Annotated in this window: 13 protein-coding genes and 3 rRNA genes; 15 read left to right on the top strand and 1 reads right to left on the bottom strand. The window is 50.0% G+C overall.

Features of this window, described 5'->3' with window-relative positions:
• The first annotated feature begins 191 nt into the window (after window positions 1–191).
• Both zwf and R50912_RS27955 read left to right on the top strand, forming a co-directional pair.
• On the top strand, window positions 192–1,742 hold the full coding sequence (zwf, locus tag R50912_RS27960; protein WP_039307355.1) for a glucose-6-phosphate dehydrogenase: 1,551 nt from the start codon (window positions 192–194) through the stop codon (window positions 1,740–1,742).
• 380 nt (window positions 1,743–2,122) lie between these two features.
• A complete protein-coding gene (locus tag R50912_RS27955) occupies window positions 2,123–3,709 on the top strand; it encodes a peptide chain release factor 3 (protein WP_042243479.1) in 1,587 nt (528 codons plus the stop codon).
• A gap of 119 nt (window positions 3,710–3,828) precedes the next feature.
• On the opposite strand, the gene R50912_RS27950 is transcribed toward R50912_RS27955, so the two are convergent.
• A complete protein-coding gene (locus R50912_RS27950; protein WP_042139923.1) occupies window positions 3,829–4,065 on the bottom strand; it encodes a small acid-soluble spore protein SspI in 237 nt (78 codons plus the stop codon).
• A 159-nt stretch (window positions 4,066–4,224) separates the two neighbouring features.
• Between R50912_RS27950 and R50912_RS27945 the strand changes: the two genes are divergently transcribed.
• From R50912_RS27945 to R50912_RS27890, 13 genes are all read left to right on the top strand, one after another.
• A complete protein-coding gene (locus R50912_RS27945; RefSeq protein WP_156123503.1) occupies window positions 4,225–4,914 on the top strand; it encodes a potassium channel family protein in 690 nt (229 codons plus the stop codon).
• 224 nt (window positions 4,915–5,138) lie between these two features.
• Complete coding sequence (locus R50912_RS27940) at window positions 5,139–5,936, top strand: TrmH family RNA methyltransferase (RefSeq protein WP_042239574.1); 798 nt, start codon at window positions 5,139–5,141, stop codon at window positions 5,934–5,936.
• Between the two features lie 246 nt (window positions 5,937–6,182).
• Window positions 6,183–6,470, top strand: a complete 288-nt coding sequence (locus tag R50912_RS27935; RefSeq protein WP_063840085.1) for a hypothetical protein — start codon at window positions 6,183–6,185, stop codon at window positions 6,468–6,470.
• Window positions 6,449–6,811 (top strand): hypothetical protein, encoded by a 363-nt coding sequence (locus R50912_RS35770; RefSeq protein ID WP_063840084.1) that lies wholly within the window; start codon window positions 6,449–6,451, stop codon window positions 6,809–6,811. The genes R50912_RS27935 and R50912_RS35770 overlap by 22 nt, the downstream gene beginning before the upstream one ends.
• 421 nt (window positions 6,812–7,232) lie before the next feature.
• The gene (locus R50912_RS35765; RefSeq protein ID WP_042239572.1) at window positions 7,233–8,117 is read left to right on the top strand and encodes a hypothetical protein; all 885 of its coding nucleotides are present in this window, start codon (window positions 7,233–7,235) and stop codon (window positions 8,115–8,117) included.
• Window positions 8,118–8,667: 550 nt separating this feature from the next.
• Window positions 8,668–10,225: ribosomal RNA gene (locus R50912_RS27925) — 16S ribosomal RNA — on the top strand.
• Between the two features lie 384 nt (window positions 10,226–10,609).
• A 23S ribosomal RNA gene (locus R50912_RS27920) occupies window positions 10,610–13,538 on the top strand.
• A gap of 170 nt (window positions 13,539–13,708) precedes the next feature.
• Window positions 13,709–13,825 (top strand): 5S ribosomal RNA (gene rrf / locus R50912_RS27915).
• Together the 16S, 23S and 5S rRNA genes form the textbook arrangement of a ribosomal RNA operon.
• Before the next feature lie 181 nt (window positions 13,826–14,006).
• The gene (locus tag R50912_RS27910) at window positions 14,007–14,666 is read left to right on the top strand and encodes a response regulator transcription factor (RefSeq protein WP_042239571.1); all 660 of its coding nucleotides are present in this window, start codon (window positions 14,007–14,009) and stop codon (window positions 14,664–14,666) included.
• 80 nt (window positions 14,667–14,746) lie between these two features.
• Window positions 14,747–16,024, top strand: a complete 1,278-nt coding sequence (locus R50912_RS27905; RefSeq protein WP_231637726.1) for a sensor histidine kinase — start codon at window positions 14,747–14,749, stop codon at window positions 16,022–16,024.
• A 73-nt stretch (window positions 16,025–16,097) separates the two neighbouring features.
• Window positions 16,098–17,180, top strand: a complete 1,083-nt coding sequence (locus tag R50912_RS27900) for a hypothetical protein (RefSeq protein ID WP_042239568.1) — start codon at window positions 16,098–16,100, stop codon at window positions 17,178–17,180.
• Window positions 17,181–17,391: 211 nt separating this feature from the next.
• Complete coding sequence (locus R50912_RS27895) at window positions 17,392–18,099, top strand: type 1 glutamine amidotransferase (protein WP_042239566.1); 708 nt, start codon at window positions 17,392–17,394, stop codon at window positions 18,097–18,099.
• A gap of 30 nt (window positions 18,100–18,129) precedes the next feature.
• On the top strand, window positions 18,130–18,927 hold the full coding sequence (locus R50912_RS27890) for a dihydrodipicolinate synthase family protein (protein ID WP_042239564.1): 798 nt from the start codon (window positions 18,130–18,132) through the stop codon (window positions 18,925–18,927).
• Window positions 18,928–19,010 lie beyond the last annotated feature (83 nt).

Here is a 19,010-nt window from a genome sequence, read left to right as displayed (position 1 = left end):
AAGCGGGAGCATGTGAAAGCATAAGAAAGAGTAATAGAAAATTACGAAATCCCGAGAAAAACTGTCAGGAATGTGATAGCATCCTTAGTGCAATTATGATAAAATGACATCACGCCGTCATGCGTATTTTATATCATGACCGCCGCTGAGAATGAATGTCAACTATATTACATACAGAGAGATGAGGAGCCATGGCTGAAAATCAAACCCTTGATGCACTGCATACACCCGGTGCTGTATTCTTTATCTTCGGGGCAACCGGAGATCTAGCCCGGCGTAAGCTTTTCCCGGCGATTTACAGTTTGTACCGTGAAGGCAAGCTGACACATGATTTTGCGGTAATTGGCGTGGCTCGGCGTCCCCGTACCCAGGATGAATTCCGGGAAGATGTGAAGGAGTCCATCCGCGAGTTCTGCCGCTACCAGGCAGGAGATGCTGCGGAATGGAACGAGTTCGTACAGCATTTTGAATACAAGTCTCTGGACATCAACAATATTGACGGTTTCCGTGAGCTGAATGCCCAGACGGAAGCGCTCGAAGAGAAGTTCCATATTCCGGGCAACCGCCTGTTCTATCTGGCGCTCGCACCTGAACTGTTCGGCAGTGTCTCCTTCAACCTTAAGGCTGGCGGAATGCTGCAGACCCGGGGCTGGAACCGTCTGGTGATCGAGAAACCATTCGGCTACAATCTGGAGTCCGCTGAACAGCTGAATGAGCAAATCCGCCAGGTGTTCAAGGAAGAAGAGATTTACCGGATTGACCATTACCTGGGTAAGGAAATGGTGCAGAATATTGAAGTGATCCGGTTCGCTAATGCTTTCTTCGAGCCGCTGTGGAACAACAAGCATATCGCCAACATTCAGATCACACTCGGGGAAACCGTGGGTGTTGAAGAGCGCGGTGGGTATTACGATCATGCCGGAGCACTGCGTGATATGGGCCAGAACCATATTCTTCAGCTGCTGACAATGATCGCTATGGAACCGCCAAGCCGTCTGCTGGCTGAAGATATCCGTGATGAGAAAGTGAAGGTGCTTCGTTCGCTGCGTCCTTACGCTACGGCGGAAGAGGTTCGCGAGAACGTGGTGCGCGGTCAATACACGCAAGGGCTCTACAAGGGCAAGACCCTTCCGGCTTACCGCCAGGAAGACAAGGTGGACCCGGAATCGAATACAGAGACGTATTTCGCAGCCCGTGTATTTGTAGACAACTTCCGCTGGGCAGGGGTTCCCTTCTACATTCGTACCGGCAAACGTCTGCCTGTGAAGACCACGGAAGTGGTTGTCGAGTTCAAGGGAATGCCGACCAACGTTTATCTGGGCCAGAAGCATAATCTGGAGCCGAACCTGCTCGTCATCCGTGTGAATCCGATGGAAGGCATCTACGTGAAGATCAATGCCAAGAAGCCGGGCTCGGAATCGGAAATTCAGCCGCTGGCGATGGATTTCTGCCAGAGCTGCATGATCGGCATCAACTCGCCGGAAGCTTATGAGCGCCTGCTGCATGATGCTGCGCGCGGCGATTCCACTTACTTCACCCGCTGGGATGAAGTGTCCTCGGCTTGGTCCTTCGTGGACCGTATCGCCAAGGCATGGAAGGAAGAGAGTAACGATCTCGCTTCCTATCCTGCCGGCTCCTGGGGGCCGGTCGAAGCCGATCAGCTGCTGGCTGGCGAAGGCTTCCACTGGTGGCCGGTCAACGGCCAGGATGAAGACAATGTGGTTTGGCAGGTTAACCGCTAAGCCCTGAATAAGAGAACTGTTGGAGATCCCTCTGCATACGTTGCAGGGGGATCTTTTTGCGGAATAACGGATTTCCGGCGGACCAGTCAGCCGAATATCCACCAAAGCCGGAGTTTCTGTACATAATATTGCAAGATATTTGACTTGCGGAGCTTTTTTGTAGATAATGTTTGCCGGATTTTGCTATACTAAAAAGGATGCTTTCAAAATAAAGAATTTCTAGGCAAGGCGCCATAAAATATCCTATAAACCGTACTTCAACGATGTAACGATGAATTCTACGTGAAAGGATCTGGACGAATGAGTAGTGCACCGATTTGATGAAATCCGGTAATTGAAGCAGAAGCATGGATGAATATATATATGAAGGGATATGTGTAATGAATAAGGCACCGGACCACAAGCTTCAGAGTGAAGTAGACAAACGCAGAACCTTTGCGATTATTTCCCACCCCGATGCGGGTAAAACAACGCTGACCGAGAAACTGCTCCTCTTCGGGGGCGCTATCCGCTTAGCAGGTACAGTCAAAGCCCGTAAGGCAAGCAAGCATGCGACAAGTGACTGGATGGAAATTGAGAAGCAGCGCGGGATCTCCGTCACTTCTTCCGTCATGCAGTTTGATTATCTGGACCACCGGGTGAATATCCTGGATACCCCGGGTCACCAGGATTTCAGTGAAGACACTTACCGTACGCTTACTGCGGCTGACAGTGCGGTCATGCTGATTGACGTTGCCAAGGGCGTGGAAACACAGACGATCAAGCTGTTCCAGGTTTGTGCGAAACGCGGCATTCCGATCTTCACCTTCATCAACAAGCTGGACCGTGAAGGCCGCAATCCATTTGAGCTGATGGAAGAGCTGGAGAATGTACTGGGTATCCGCTCTGTGCCAATGAACTGGCCGATTGGCATGGGCCGTGAGCTGTGCGGCGTATATGACCGGATGAAGAATCAGGTCGAGCTGTTCCAGGGCGACGATCATTCCGTGATCAGAGTACAAAAAGTGGAAAGCTACCGTGACCCGATTATCCGCGAGATGGCCGGAGAGTACCTGCATGACCAGTTGTGCGCAGATCTGGAGCTGCTGGATGTAGCGGGCGATCCTTTTGACTATGAGAAAGTACTCCGCGGCGAGATTACCCCGGTATTCTTCGGCAGTGCGATCAACAACTTCGGCGTGCAGACCTTCCTGGATAATTTCCTTGATCTTGCACCGAAGCCTGAACCACGCCGCAGTACAGCTGGCTCTGTTGAACCGACAAATGAGAAATTTACCGGCTATGTCTTCAAAATCCAGGCTAACATGAACCCGGCTCACCGTGACCGCATTGCCTTCCTGCGCATTGTGTCCGGCAAGTTCGAGCGCGGGATGAGCGTGAAGCATGTGCGGGCTGGTAAAGACATCAAGCTGTCCCAGCCGCAGCAGTTCCTCGCCCAGGATAGAGATATTGTTGAAGAGGCGTATCCGGGTGATATTATCGGTCTGTTTGACCCGGGTATCTTCCGGATTGGCGACACGCTGAGTCAGGCAGGGGATATTGAATTCGATGAGCTGCCGACCTTCTCGCCGGAGATTTTCTCCAAAGTGAGCATTAAGAATGCGCTGAAATCGAAGCAGTTCCAGAAGGGTATTGACCAGCTGACCGAAGAGGGGATGATCCAGGTGTTCCGCACCGTGAACTTCGATGATATCCTGCTGGGTGTCGTCGGACAGCTGCAGTTCGAGGTGTTCGAGTACCGGATGAAGGGCGAGTATGGTGTAGATGTCCAGCTGCAGCGGATGAGCTACCAGTTCGCGCGCTGGATTGTGGATGACAACAAGCCGGACGCAAGCAAATTCCGGATTAACTCCACCCTGGTTACTGATAAGAAGGGCAATTTTGTGGTGCTGTTCGAGAATGAATACGCCATGCGGACCGCAATGGAGAAGAATCCAACGGCCAAGTTCCTCGAAACCGCGCCTTGAAATGTACAGTTGAAGTAGGATAAGCTGACCGCTTATTCAATTGTTTGTTATAAAAAACCTCCGCCTCCATAGTGCAGCTGCACAGTGGATTGCGGAGGTTTTTGGCGGAGTGAAGCTCTTTAGGAGGTGATGGATCCTGGTGTGAGCTTCTCCAGATGTCTGTGCAGCATGGAGAGCACCCGGTCCTGCTTGGCGGGATCGAGATCCTTCCAGATCATCTCGAAGACAACGCCGAGTCCTGGAAGCGCGGCTTCCGGTCCGTCCACGGAATTCTCGATCACTTCCCGCAGGCCTTCTTCGGTCTGTCCGTGAATCTTGTGTACAATAGCCTGGCGCAAATCAATGGTGACTGGCATATCGGCCTCCTTAAGTTAGTTAGCATTCGCTCCCTGGGTCGGCATTGCAAAACTGGCTTCGGGAGCGTGGGCTTTGGTTTGTGAGCAGCCTTGTTATAAGGTGCCCTGCGGCCGCGCTGAAAATTCAAGTTTATGACAACGTATGCTATACTGTTTGAGATGCAAAATGCGGCGGGAGGTACAACAATTATGGCAAAAAAACAATATGCCGTCATCGGAATGGGACGTTTCGGCTCAAGTGTAGCCAAGGCGCTCAGTGGTATGGGCTTTGATGTACTGGCCATTGATACGGATGAGCAACGCACCCAGGAAATTTCGAATATTGTTACTCATGCCGTATCCGCGGATTCGACCGATGAAGAGGCACTGCGTGCACTCGGAATCCGTAACTTCGATGTGGTAGTTGTCGCGATTGGCGAGGATATTCAGGCCAGTATTCTAACCACGCTGATCCTGAAGGATCTGGGCGTGCCTGCAATTCTGGTTAAGGCCAAAAGCGAGCTGCACGGCAAGGTATTAAGTAAAATCGGAGCGGATAAGGTAATTTACCCCGAACGGGATATGGGCATGCGGGTGGCGCATCATCTGGCCTCGCCGAACATCCTTGATTATATAGAGCTGTCGCCGGACTACAGCATCCTGGACATGAAGGTCTCCGGGCCGATGCTCGGTAAGAATCTGCAGGAGCTTAATATTCGTGCTAAATACGGCTGTAACGTGATGGCCATCCGCCGGGGTGAGGAAATGAATATTTCCCCCAGAGCGGAGGACCGTCTGACTGAAGGTGATGTACTCGTCATTGTCGGACGCAAGGACAACCTGACGAAGCTGGAAATGGCTTATCAATAGGGCTGTATGGTTGAGTGCAGGTACAGGCAAGGTTAATTGTATTTTGGGCAGTTATTTTAATTGAATTAATCCGTTATATGCAAATAGGGTACAACTAAAATCACGTAAATAGCGGAATCTTACTCCAACCGCTAATTTTAGTTGTACTAACTACAGTTAAAACACTCGATTGGTTTAGCATACTTAAGATCAGGAATCTGCAAGCACCAGAAAGGTAGGACCTCATGGAAATTATGTCGCCGCAGAATACGCGGGTGAAGGAATGGGCAGGGCTGCAGGAGAAGAAACACCGCGACAAATCCGGGAAATATATTGTGGAGGGCATTCATCTGGTGCAGGAGGCGCTGCAGGCGGAAGCGGATGTGGAATGCCTGGCCTTTGATCTGGAAAAGGGCATGCCTTCCGAACTGAAGCCTCTGCTTCAAGCCGTGCAGGGCATGGAGGTAATTGGCGTGTCGGCAGCGGTGATTGCGAAGTGCAGCAGCACGAATACACCGCAGCCGGTATTTGCCGTTGTGCGCAAGGAGCAGCAAGGCGTGGAGATTATTCTGGCGAAGCCGGATAGTCTGGTTGTTGTGCTGGACGGGGTCCAGGACCCCGGTAACGTGGGCACCATCATCCGCAGTGCCGATGCGGCAGGTGCGGATGGAGTCATCCTCGGCCAAGGCTGCGCCGATCTCTTCAATCCCAAGACCATCCGTTCCACGATGGGCTCCATGTTCCATCTCCCGGTGGTGGAGGGAGATCTCGGCACGATTCTGCCTCAGGCGCGGGAACGCGGAGCGCTGCTGGTCAGCACTTCGCTGACAGGTGAAGATTCCTGCTACACCCATGACTTCCATGGCAGCCAGTGGCTGCTGATCGGCAGCGAGGGCAAAGGAATCTCGCCGGAGACGGCAGCCCTCGTCGACAAGAGCATTATCATCCCGATGGCCGGCCGCGCCGAATCGCTGAATGCAGCGATGGCGGCGACGATTTTGTTGTTTGAGGGGATGCGGCAGCGGGGGAGTCACGGGAAGTAGACTCAGCTCATGTTGTGAGTTGTAAGTCATCTTGTCACCGTTTGGATCGTAGTTTGGTATAGATTTGTAACGATATTCGGCACAAACATTTTAGTCCTGATGGTCAAGAAACCCTTGATTTATCAGGACTTTTTAAATTTTTTTTTAGTATTATCAAATGGGCTCTAATGTCAAAACTGATTTTGGATTAGGAAACTCATGGCATAACTTTTGGTTATCGGAAAATCAGCTGAGGGGATAATAAATATGAAGACTCTATTTCGACCTGTCGGTCTTGCGGAAATGAAATTGATCCTAGATCTAAACCTAAGGGGATTTCCTCCAAGGTTACCTGAGCAGCCAATTTTCTATCCAGTTTTAAATCAAACCTATGCAGACCAGATTGCAGCGGAATGGAATGTTAAGGATAAATTCTCAGGCAACGTTGGATTCGTAACAGAGTTTATTGTTGCCAGCCCTTTTATTGATAGATATGGAGAACAAATTGTAGGATCAAGAAATCATAATGAGTTATGGATCCTGCTGAAGATATAGACGAACTTAACAATAATATTGATGGTCAGATTAAGTTAGTCAATGTGTTTTATGGCTATGACTATAGAGGGCTTACCCCTGAATCAACCATTTTTGAAGATAAGAATCCAACACAACAATTCGTTATTTGGAAAGAAATATTGGACTACAACTCAATGGATTTCTATTGTGAAATCAAAGAATTCTGGAAATATATTTTTATGAATTATTCATACTGGAAGAAGACTGATTTTATTGATTATGGTATAACTTTAAAAATGAAATTTGAAGTACTTTTAACCATGAAAGAATACTGGAAGGATCACTTTCCGCAAACTGAATTGATTGAAGGTAACACATAGAAGAACTAACTTTCGATAGCACCATATTCACGCAATGGGTATTCCCATCCGGTCGGAGTTAGAGGTGAATTCGGGGAGGTAATTGGCAGTAGCTAGGAAGCAGATTCTTTGGCGTCGTTTGCCTCTTGGATACGCACGCAAATTTCAGTCCTGATAGTCAAGATAACCTTGATTATCAGGATTTTTTTGTGTAATTCTAGCACCTGTAATAGAGGAGATTCGGAAAGATAATGCTTATACGCAAGTCTTATCAAGTGCTGGAGAAGGTACGGAATCAAAGGCCGATTATTATACTTTAGGAGGATTTAGCAGAAGCCTGTAATGTTATTCCCGGCCTAAAGGAAATATCTGCTTGTCTACTTTTCCAGGCAATCTTGGTAAGGTTAGAAGAATTGCTATTCATAAGAGGTGGTAAATTGTCATGCTCAAAAAACACTGTTTGTTCTGCGATCAGATTGTCCCGATTACAGCTGAACGCGATTATGATCGGTATGAAGACTGCTCCTGTTCACCCGGGGGGTTCTATAAGCTGCTGAGAGACAGCTATGAGTCGATACTTTCGTTATCACACCAACAGAAACGCGACATGCTCCATTTGGTATCAGCGTATATCCGGGAAATGACAGACCGTGGAGAGAAGGTCAGTGTTAATGCCGGAGATTTGGATTCTATTGTGAATTCTCCGGCCATCCCTGTGACTATTGAGGATAAAGGAAACAGGCTGCTGCAACATTTGTATAGACATTCCGAAGGGCCGTTGGAGCCTGTGGTTATTCAACCCCTTTCCAGCAGCTATAACCTGACATACTCTCCCAACCTGCAAGAGCTGGTCTATATCATCGATAAGCTTGGAAGCGACCAGCTGCTTATAAGAGAAGGCTTAACCTTTAAATTAACCGCACAAGGATGGAGCGAAGCCGCTGCAACAAGCGGAGGTAAGAAATTAAAGCCATGCGTCGTTCTCCTGCCGGAAGAAGAGGAATTGCGCAAGGAATGGCAGGAGAAGCTTTTGCCCAAAATCGAGCAGTACGGTTATCTTCCCCGATTGATAGCATATAGCAGCGAAACGTATTCTTTGGAGTCCGTTGCGGACAGCAAGCTGATTATCGCAGATATAACGGGTCAATCTCCTGAAGTGTATTATACAGCGGGATACGCGCTTGGGAGGGGCATTCCGGTGATCTGGGCTGTTAAGAGCTGTGACGCCAACAACCTTCAGGTACACCTGCAAGAGATCCGTCCACTCGTCTGGGATACAGCGGAGGATCTGGTTGTATTACTCCAACAGAAGTTGAGTTTAGATTAGGGTATATACACAGGTGTAATTATACAGGGGGTTCTTCCGCATTATGCAACAGACCTTGTTCTAGCGGCAGATGCCGGGATGAACAGGGTCTGTTCCTGTTTCAGGGGCAAAGCTCGATGGATAGTAGGGTTAAAGTTTGATACAGATATAATAGATATGCTTACTGCAGGATCTTTCAGGCTTCAATCTCAGCTATTCGATAAATATATGAACTATAAAGAGAGTTGCTATTGTAGGAGTCACTCGACATATGAATGTCCCTTTAAAATACTGCTTGCAAAAAGAATCTATACATGATATATTCTATTTCTGGCCGCGAAACATCAACGCCGAGCTCGAAAAGAAGTTGAAAAAAGAGCTTGCATTGATCGGTTGGATGTGATATATTATAAGAGTTGCTGGTGACGCGGTAGTCGTCGCTGACAACGAGCTTGATCTTTGAAAACTGAACAACGAGTGAGTACCTGGAGATCGCTTCGGCGAGATCCAAAAAAGAGAATGAAAATTCTCGTCAGATGTTTCAAAATGAGCAATCGCTCTTTCTAAAACCAATTTGGAGAGTTTGATCCTGGCTCAGGACGAACGCTGGCGGCATGCCTAATACATGCAAGTCGAGCGGAGTTCATTTGAAAGCTTGCTTTCAAATGAATTTAGCGGCGGACGGGTGAGTAACACGTAGGCAACCTGCCCTCAAGACTGGGATAACTACCGGAAACGGTAGCTAATACCGGATAATTTCTTTCCTCTCCTGAAGAGAGAATGAAAGGCGGAGCAATCTGCCACTTGGGGATGGGCCTGCGGCGCATTAGCTAGTTGGTGGGGTAACGGCCCACCAAGGCGACGATGCGTAGCCGACCTGAGAGGGTGAACGGCCACACTGGGACTGAGACACGGCCCAGACTCCTACGGGAGGCAGCAGTAGGGAATCTTCCGCAATGGGCGAAAGCCTGACGGAGCAATGCCGCGTGAGTGATGAAGGTTTTCGGATCGTAAAGCTCTGTTGCCAGGGAAGAACGTCCGGTAGAGTAACTGCTACCGGAGTGACGGTACCTGAGAAGAAAGCCCCGGCTAACTACGTGCCAGCAGCCGCGGTAATACGTAGGGGGCAAGCGTTGTCCGGAATTATTGGGCGTAAAGCGCGCGCAGGCGGTCATTTAAGTCTGGTGTTTAAACCTTGGGCTCAACCTGGGGTCGCACTGGAAACTGGGTGACTTGAGTACAGAAGAGGAAAGTGGAATTCCACGTGTAGCGGTGAAATGCGTAGATATGTGGAGGAACACCAGTGGCGAAGGCGACTTTCTGGGCTGTAACTGACGCTGAGGCGCGAAAGCGTGGGGAGCAAACAGGATTAGATACCCTGGTAGTCCACGCCGTAAACGATGAGTGCTAGGTGTTAGGGGTTTCGATACCCTTGGTGCCGAAGTTAACACAGTAAGCACTCCGCCTGGGGAGTACGGTCGCAAGACTGAAACTCAAAGGAATTGACGGGGACCCGCACAAGCAGTGGAGTATGTGGTTTAATTCGAAGCAACGCGAAGAACCTTACCAGGTCTTGACATCCCGATGAAAGCATTAGAGATAGTGCCCCTCTTCGGAGCATCGGAGACAGGTGGTGCATGGTTGTCGTCAGCTCGTGTCGTGAGATGTTGGGTTAAGTCCCGCAACGAGCGCAACCCTTGACTTTAGTTGCCAGCAGGTAAGGCTGGGCACTCTAGAGTGACTGCCGGTGACAAACCGGAGGAAGGTGGGGATGACGTCAAATCATCATGCCCCTTATGACCTGGGCTACACACGTACTACAATGGCCGGTACAACGGGAAGCGAAACCGCGAGGTGGAGCCAATCCCAGCAAAGCCGGTCTCAGTTCGGATTGCAGGCTGCAACTCGCCTGCATGAAGTCGGAATTGCTAGTAATCGCGGATCAGCATGCCGCGGTGAATACGTTCCCGGGTCTTGTACACACCGCCCGTCACACCACGAGAGTTTACAACACCCGAAGTCGGTGGGGTAACCCGCAAGGGAGCCAGCCGCCGAAGGTGGGGTAGATGATTGGGGTGAAGTCGTAACAAGGTAGCCGTATCGGAAGGTGCGGCTGGATCACCTCCTTTCTATGGAGAATCGTTTCCTGCAACGGAAACATTCAAATCGGAAGTATTACTTCCAAAACTCAGGTTTAGGCCTGTTACTCACTCGTTGGTCAGTTTTGAGAGTTTAAGCTCTCATCTTTAAACTGTCTGAATTTTCGAACATCACAGTCGTGATTGTCCCGAAATTTCAGCACCTTGATCCTTGAAAACTGGATACCGAAACGAATTTGCGTTTTAGAACATCTTTTAGCTGAAACTTGTGTAAGCAAGTTGAAATAGTTATTAGTGCAGAACGAAGGTTTTCGATTGTGCAGCGACCTTTGGCTTTGAATGTGTTGGTGAATGGAGTAATCCATGAGCAGCATTCAAAACAAGAGGAGCAGGCAAGCGAAACACCGGAGTGACGGTTAAGCTAATAAGAGCACACGGAGGATGCCTAGGCGCCAGGAGCCGACGAAGGACGTGGCGAACAACGAAACTGCCTCGGGGAGCTGTAAGCAAGCTTTGATCCGGGGGTGTCCGAATGGGGAAACCCAGCTGTGGTAATTCGCAGTTACTCGTATCTGAATACATAGGATACGCAGAGGCAGACCAGGGGAACTGAAACATCTAAGTACCCTGAGGAAGAGAAAACAATAGTGATTCCGTCAGTAGCGGCGAGCGAACGCGGAACAGCCTAAACCAAGGGGCTTGCCCCTTGGGGTTGTGGGACGTCTCACATGGAGTTACAAAGGAATATGGTAGGCGAAGAGGTCTGGAAAGGCCCGCGATAGAGGTAAAAGCCCTGTAACCTAAACTGTGTTCTCTCCGAGACGGATCCCGAGTAGTGCGGGGCACGTGAAACCCCGTATGAATCCAGCAGGACCATCTGCTAAGGCTAAATACTACCTGGCGACCGATAGTGAAACAGTACCGTGAGGGAAAGGTGAAAAGCACCCCGGAAGGGGAGTGAAATAGAACCTGAAACCGTGTGCTTACAAAAAGTCAGAGCCCTATTACTGGGTGATGGCGTGCCTTTTGTAGAATGAACCGGCGAGTTACGTTTAACATGCAAGGTTAAGTCGAGAAGACGGAGCCGCAGCGAAAGCGAGTCTGAATAGGGCGAATGAGTATGTGGACGTAGACCCGAAACCGTGTGATCTACCCCTGTCCAGGGTGAAGGTGCGGTAACACGCACTGGAGGCCCGAACCCACGCATGTTGAAAAATGCGGGGATGAGGTGGGGGTAGCGGAGAAATTCCAATCGAACTCGGAGATAGCTGGTTCTCCCCGAAATAGCTTTAGGGCTAGCCTCGGTGAATGGAGTGGTGGAGGTAGAGCACTGATTGGGTGCGGGGCCCGCAAGGGTTACCAAGCTCAGTCAAACTCCGAATGCCATTAACTTCTTGCCGGGAGTCAGACAGTGAGTGCTAAGATCCATTGTCAAAAGGGAAACAGCCCAGACCATCAGCTAAGGTCCCCAAGTGTGTGTTAAGTGGGAAAGGATGTGGAGTTGCACAGACAACCAGGATGTTGGCTTAGAAGCAGCCACCATTGAAAGAGTGCGTAATAGCTCACTGGTCGAGTGACTCTGCGCCGAAAATGTAACGGGGCTAAACACACCACCGAAGCTATGGCTAGATACTTTGTATCTGGGGTAGGGGAGCGTTGTATGTAGGTTGAAGGTGTACCGTAAGGAACGCTGGACAGCATACAAGTGAGAATGCCGGTATGAGTAACGAAAAGATCAGTGAGAATCTGATCCGCCGAAAGCCCAAGGTTTCCTGAGGAAGGCTCGTCCGCTCAGGGTAAGTCGGGACCTAAGGCGAGGCCGAAAGGCGTAGTCGAAGGACAACAGTTTGAAATTACTGTACCACCGTAATCCGCTATGAGCGATGGGGTGACGCAGGAGGGTAGTGACGCGGACTGATGGATATGTCCGTCTAAGCAGTGAGGCTGATGTGTAGGCAAATCCGCACATCAATAAGGCTGGGCTGTGATGGGGAGCGAAAATTGTAGTAGCGAAGGTCATGATCTCACACTGCCAAGAAAAGCCTCTAGCCAGGAGAAGGTGCCCGTACCGCAAACCGACACAGGTAGGCGAGAAGAGAATTCTAAGGCGCGCGGAAGAACTCTCGTTAAGGAACTCGGCAAAATGACCTCGTAACTTCGGGAGAAGAGGTGCCTCGGTAGGGTGAATAGCCCGAGGGGGCCGCAGTGAAAAGGCCCAAGCGACTGTTTAGCAAAAACACAGGTCTGTGCGAAGCCGCAAGGCGAAGTATACGGGCTGACGCCTGCCCGGTGCTGGAAGGTTAAGGGGAGTGGTTAGGGGCAACCCGAAGCTGTGAACCGAAGCCCCAGTAAACGGCGGCCGTAACTATAACGGTCCTAAGGTAGCGAAATTCCTTGTCAGGTAAATTCTGACCCGCACGAATGGCGTAACGACTTGGGCGCTGTCTCAACGAGAGATCCGGTGAAATTTTAATACCTGTGAAGATGCAGGTTACCCGCGACAAGACGGAAAGACCCCATGGAGCTTTACTGCAGCTTGATATTGAATTTGGGTACGATCTGTACAGGATAGGTGGGAGCCGTTGAGGCAGGAGCGCAAGCTTCTGCGGAGGCGCCGTTGGGATACCACCCTGATCGTATCTAGGTTCTAACCTAGTACCCTAAGCGGGTACGGGGACCGTGTCAGGCGGGCAGTTTGACTGGGGCGGTCGCCTCCTAAAGAGTAACGGAGGCGTTCAAAGGTTCCCTCAGAATGGTTGGAAATCATTCGCAGAGTGCAAAGGCATAAGGGAGCTTGACTGCGAGACCTACAAGTCGAGCAGGGACGAAAGTCGGACTTAGTGATCCGGTGGTACCGCATGGAAGGGCCATCGCTCAACGGATAAAAGCTACCCTGGGGATAACAGGCTTATCTCCCCCAAGAGTCCACATCGACGGGGAGGTTTGGCACCTCGATGTCGGCTCATCGCATCCTGGGGCTGAAGTAGGTCCCAAGGGTTGGGCTGTTCGCCCATTAAAGCGGTACGCGAGCTGGGTTCAGAACGTCGTGAGACAGTTCGGTCCCTATCTGTCGTGGGCGCAGGAAATTTGAGAGGAGCTGTCCTTAGTACGAGAGGACCGGGATGGACGTACCGCTGGTGCATCAGTTGTTCCGCCAGGAGCATGGCTGAGTAGCTACGTACGGACGGGATAAGCGCTGAAAGCATCTAAGCGTGAAGCCCCCCTCAAGATGAGATTTCCCAACTAGTAAGACCCCTTGAAGACGACGAGGTAGATAGGTTGGAGGTGGAAGTGCAGCAATGCATGGAGCTGACCAATACTAATCGGTCGAGGGCTTATCCAAATTTCGAACAACGCAGATTCGTTTCGGATTCAGTTTTCAGGCGATCAAGCTTGATATACCTTAAGCTGCATGTCCTTTCTGGGGACTGATTTTTTCTCGCAGCGCACATTTTGGAAGGTTGATTATTTTCCTGAAGAATTTCAGGGAGTAAGACGACCGGAAAAAATCCGTTTGGTGGCGATAGCGGAGGGGTTCCACGCGTACCCATCCCGAACACGACCGTTAAGCCCTCCAGCGCCGATGGTACTTGGACCGAAGGGTCCTGGGAGAGTAGGACGCCGCCAAGCACATGAAGCCATTGTTGAGCAATCGACAATGGTTTTTTTGTTGTGTTTGGCGCCACTTTTATAACAATAGAATCCATAGTACACCGTGAAATGTCATGTACACTCTGAAATCTGATATGATAAAGGTTAAATAGTTAACGGAACATTTTGCTATTACAGGAATCAGGAGGATATTCAGTAGATGGCTCATATACTAGTAGTTGAAGATGAACAGCCGATCAGCGACTTGATAACTATGAATCTTAAGCTGGTTGGACACACGTATTCCAAAGTGTATACCGGCTCAGAGGTTGCCGGAATGCTGGAACAGGAGCGTACGGATCTTATCCTGCTCGATGTGATGCTTCCCGGTCTTGACGGGTTTGAAGTAATGCAGCAGATCGCTCATTTGCGGATTCCGGTCATTCTGATTACGGCCAAAAATGCACTCTCCGACCGCATCAGAGGCTTCGAGCTGGGTGCGGAGGATTATATAATAAAACCGTTTGAAATCCTGGAGCTGCTGGCCCGGATTAACGTTGTGCTGCGCAGGAATGAACAAGCTGCCCCTGCCTTTATTTGCGATGCGGTGGAAGTCAGGTTTCCGGAACGGCAGGTCCGGGTAGATCAGCAGCAGGTTGATTTGACCACCAGAGAATTTGAGCTGCTCGAAGTACTGATACGTAACCGGAATATCGCCCTTTCGAGAGAAAAGCTGCTGGAGCTGGCCTGGGGTTATAACTTTGCCGGAGACACCCGCACCGTGGATGTTCATATCCGCCAGCTGCGCAAAAAGCTCGGCTGGGAAGAACGGATCAAAACTGTATTCAAGCTGGGCTACCGGCTGGAAGTTCAGGTCTAGCCATGCGGTTCTGGCATAAGATCCTCCTCGCTGTCCTGGTTCTCTTCATAGCCGCTCTTGATGTAAGTGTGATAATGGTGATGAAAAAAAGCTGGCAGCTGAATATGGATAGCGAAACCAGGCGCGCGGCCAGTGAACAGCTGCTGATCACCAACAATATATACGAGAATCTGGATTCGATCCGGACACGTGGCCTAACCCTCACCCCTGCACTTATGGTCAGTGTGGCTAAGTCGTATGGGGAACACTACCGCAAACAGGGAATAGGACTGGAGTTGCGGGAGGACGGACAGCTTATCTACCCCAATCAGGCAGGGAAGAGCGCTGTGCAGGAAGAGCATGTCATGACGCTGGCTATGCCGCTCCCTGCTCCTTATCAGCATCTGGAGCTGACTTACAAGCGCGACATTAGCGGGCTGTATGCCCAGCAGCAGGAGCTTAACCGCTTTTTCGTGATGATTAACTGGATCGCTGGTCCATTGCTGGTGCTGCTGCTCTACCTTCTGATCCGGCACCTGACCAGGCCTCTCAAGCTGCTGTCCGAGACGACCAAAACGATTGCCGAAGGTAACTATTCTAACCGTGTGGAGCTGAACAGCAGGGATGAATTCGGGGAGCTGGCCTTCAACTTTAACCGGATGGCTGCTGTGGTGGAGCAGCGGATGACGGACCTCGCAGGCATGGCCGAGGATAAACAGCGGATGGTCGATAATCTTGCCCATGAACTGCGGACGCCGCTGACCAGCATGCAGGGATTTGCTGAACTTCTCACCTCGGCGAACATTGGCCAGGAGGATCAGATCAAGGCCGGTCACTATATTTTAACTGAGACTGTCCGTCTTAAGAATCTGGCCTTCAAGCTGCTTGATTTGTCCGTTCTGCGGCATCAGCCACTGGTGCAGGCAGAGGTGAATGTGGCAGCCCTGTTCCAGGCGGTAGCGCAGACCGAGCAGCAGAAGGCAGCAGAGCACGGATTACTGCTGCAGATGGACAGCTATATTCCCGCCGTGTGGGGAGATGCGGATCTTCTGGCATCCTTTCTGGTAAATCTGATTGAGAATGCCATTCCTGCATCCCAGCCAAGGAGCACCATCCGCCTGCTGGCTTTTCAGCAGAACGGGGAAGGGGTGCTGGAAGTGCAAGACAGTGGAGGCGGCATGACGGAAGAGCAGAGTAAGCGTGCGTTCGAGCCGTTCTACCGCGCAGACCCGGCACGTTCGCGGACCTACGGCAATGCTGGCCTCGGCCTCTCCTTGTGCCGGCAGATTGCCGAGGCGCATGAGGCCAGGGTTGAGCTGCAATCTGTCGTTGGTCAGGGGACAAGCATCCGTATCTTTTTACAACTCCATAACAACTGACCCTCTACTCTATAACATCCCGGGATTAAGGTATAGACAGAGTTAATATCTTAATCCGATGGAGGTAATACAATTGAAAACAAAGAAATGGTCGGCTACGGTGGCTGTCATCTTAGTCTCTGGAGGTGTATTCGCAGCCAGTGCATTTCTCGTCCCCAGCCTGGTGAACTCTGCAGTCGTCTCTAAGAACAGCATGGCAACACAGGACAATGTCCGGCTAAGTCTGACAGGAAGTACTGTTCCTGTGTTGAAAGTAGAGGCGCCTGTGCCGGTATCTACCGTGAATGATAATCTGCTTGAGCAGATGTCCGAGACGCAAATGCAGCAGATCTATGACTATATAGAGAAGCCCGGTGATCCCAATGTTTCAGGCCGGCAAATGACTGATTCGGAAATCAAACGCAATCTGGTGCTGCAAGATCAGTATGTGCATGATGGCGTGCGGCCCTATAAGCCAATGCCCCTAGAGCCGGGGCAAGGGGCATTGTATCTGGATATGGATACCAATACGTACTACTATCCAGAGCAGACCTGGACCGATGAAGAGCATCTGCAACTGATCGACTGGTACGCCCGGATGAATTATGTATTATCCAAACGATATGTGACTGCGCCTTCCCTTCCGCAGAAATATAGTAAGTCTGAAGTAGAGGCGCTGGCGGCTGAAAGTGTACGTAAATTGTTCGATGCCGATGTATCTAAGCTAAAAACGACGGTTATATTAGTGGAACCGGGATATGGCATACGTTCCACCTGGGCGGTTCACTCTGCTCCGTACAAGTCTAGTACCTTGCGCGGACAAGGCCAGGAATATTGGGAATACGATGTGCGGATCGATCCGGAAACCGGGGTTGTAGTAGATACGACAGCCATTAATGGGACGTTGAAAAGAACGCCTATCGACGCAGCAGCCGCAGCTGCCCTCAAAAAGGATAACAGCTGGATCAATAAAGCTACTCAGGTCGTGAAGGACAAGCAGGGAGAGAAAAGAAAGATAGTCAAAGCTTATCTGACCGATACTGAGGTGAACAACAAACGCGGGATGGTAGCAGTGGATGTGTTATTAGAAGACGGCAGCAAATATAATGCTGAGTTCCGCTATCCGAGTAAGATGCTGCGCTGTCTGATCTATGAACCTGCCGTAAAAGAAAAATAAAAGAAAGCCATACCTTTTGCTACAAGAAAGACAGTCCTGATGATCAAGCAGCCCTTGATTCGTCAGGACTTTTTGGTACTTTGGGGCAGGAAAAAACATAGGATTGTTTATTATTAAGGGAGGACTCCACCAAGCAACGCAGAACATACTTACATTAGAGGAAGATGGTGTGAGTGTAGGGAATAGAAAATTTATTGAATGAGGTGGAGAGATGAGAATTCATTGCCTGCAGCATGTCCCTTTTGAAGCGCCGGAGGAAATTGCAGTTTGGGCCGGGAACAGAGGGTATGAGCTTACAACAACCTTATTGTATGAAGCGCAGGCTCTGCCGTCTATTGATGAGTTTGATATGCTCGTAATCATGGGCGGACCGATGGGAGTCAATGATGAGGAAATGATCCCCTGGTTGAAGGGGGAGAAAGCTTTTATTAATGCAGCCATCCGCTCGCGTAAGCTGACGCTTGGAATCTGCCTGGGAGCCCAGCTGATTGCCGAACAAATCGGCGGTGAAGTCTATAAAAACAAGTGGAACGAGATCGGCTGGTTCCCAGTGAGATTGACCGGGGATGCCAAGACGTCTACCTTCTTCAAAGCGTTCCCGGAGCAGTTTATACCGTTTCACTGGCATGGGGATACCTTCAGCCTGCCCGCCGGAGCCAAGAGGCTAGGGTTCAGCTTGGGCTGTGCCAATCAGTGTTTTGAATATGAGGATTATGTAGCCGGCCTGCAGTTTCATCTGGAGGTTAATGACCTCAGCATCCGGAAAATCATCGGGAACTGCGCCGAGCAGCTGGAGCGGGAGGAGTATGTTCAAGCGCAGTCTGAGATGGTGAATCAGCTTGAGAAAGTAAAAGCTTCCAATGAACTGATGTTCACGCTCCTCGATGCAATGGAAGACAAATTCCTGTCCAGATCATAGCTGTCTGGCTCGCCACAGAAAGGAATATGCATGAAAAATATAAATGTCGCTATACCGACTCCTTTCCGGGAGGATGAAAGCTTAAATGTTGACGGATTTAGAGCCATTGTAGAGTATCAGAAGCAGAACGGTATAGAATCACTGCTTGTCTCTGGAAGTACGGGTGAGCAGCATTCCATGAGCATAGAGGAGAGACTGCAGATCATTGAATATTTTGACCAGCAGCGCTTTCAGGATATTGAGCTTGTCTTCGGGGCTTCCGCTATAAGAACACGGGATGCTGTACGTCTGGTAAAGGTGCTGGAGGCCTCTGTAATTGATATAATTCTGATCGGGTTCCCTCCGTATATCCGGCCCACGCAGCAGCAGGCAGTTGCTTATGTGGAGGAGCTGCTCAGCCATACAACCAAGCAGGTGGCCCTGTACAATAATCCCGGCCGGACCGGGTTCGATTTGACTCCAGACTCGCTTCATTCGTTAATTAACCGATACCCCAACATTGTAGGCTATAAAGAAACAGGGGATTTGCAGCGTCATCTGCCGCTAATTTACCCGGACGATTTCATCATGTTTGCTGCAGGAGATGTTAAGCTGGTGGACAATTTCGTCACAGGCGGATGTAATGGTCTCTCAAGTGTGGCTGGTAATATATATCCGAAGGAAATTAAACATACCGTCGAACAGCTGCTTCAGCATAAACAGGTTGACGCTAAACCGGTCGAGGATCTGGTATCACGGGTCATAAGCGGGCATGCGATTATTAACATCAAACAGCACTATAACAGCTTGGGGATTAATGCAGGAGTCTGCCGCGCTCCGCTCATCTAATTAATAATTAAGCGATATAAATATTAATCTCCTTACTTATTGTGTTGGGGATAGCTCTGACCCATGCATTATATCTGTTAATG

Source organism: Paenibacillus sp. FSL R5-0912 (assembly GCF_000758605.1).
Lineage (GTDB): Bacteria > Bacillota > Bacilli > Paenibacillales > Paenibacillaceae > Paenibacillus_AQ.
This window is presented reverse-complemented; position numbering and strand designations above follow the sequence as displayed.

What these genes read in the sequence shown, in the direction of transcription:
- zwf (WP_039307355.1), top strand. Translation starts at nt 192, where the DNA reads ATGGCTGAAAATCAAACCCTTGATGCACTGCATACACCCGGTGCTGTA.
- R50912_RS27955 (WP_042243479.1), top strand. Translation starts at nt 2,123, where the DNA reads ATGAATAAGGCACCGGACCACAAGCTTCAGAGTGAAGTAGACAAACGC.
- R50912_RS27950 (WP_042139923.1), bottom strand. Translation starts at nt 4,065, where the DNA reads ATGCCAGTCACCATTGATTTGCGCCAGGCTATTGTACACAAGATTCAC.
- R50912_RS27945 (WP_156123503.1), top strand. Translation starts at nt 4,225, where the DNA reads ATGCAAAATGCGGCGGGAGGTACAACAATTATGGCAAAAAAACAATAT.
- R50912_RS27940 (WP_042239574.1), top strand. Translation starts at nt 5,139, where the DNA reads ATGGAAATTATGTCGCCGCAGAATACGCGGGTGAAGGAATGGGCAGGG.
- R50912_RS27935 (WP_063840085.1), top strand. Translation starts at nt 6,183, where the DNA reads ATGAAGACTCTATTTCGACCTGTCGGTCTTGCGGAAATGAAATTGATC.
- R50912_RS35770 (WP_063840084.1), top strand. Translation starts at nt 6,449, where the DNA reads ATGGATCCTGCTGAAGATATAGACGAACTTAACAATAATATTGATGGT.
- R50912_RS35765 (WP_042239572.1), top strand. Translation starts at nt 7,233, where the DNA reads ATGCTCAAAAAACACTGTTTGTTCTGCGATCAGATTGTCCCGATTACA.
- R50912_RS27910 (WP_042239571.1), top strand. Translation starts at nt 14,007, where the DNA reads ATGGCTCATATACTAGTAGTTGAAGATGAACAGCCGATCAGCGACTTG.
- R50912_RS27905 (WP_231637726.1), top strand. Translation starts at nt 14,747, where the DNA reads ATGAAAAAAAGCTGGCAGCTGAATATGGATAGCGAAACCAGGCGCGCG.
- R50912_RS27895 (WP_042239566.1), top strand. Translation starts at nt 17,392, where the DNA reads ATGAGAATTCATTGCCTGCAGCATGTCCCTTTTGAAGCGCCGGAGGAA.
- R50912_RS27890 (WP_042239564.1), top strand. Translation starts at nt 18,130, where the DNA reads ATGAAAAATATAAATGTCGCTATACCGACTCCTTTCCGGGAGGATGAA.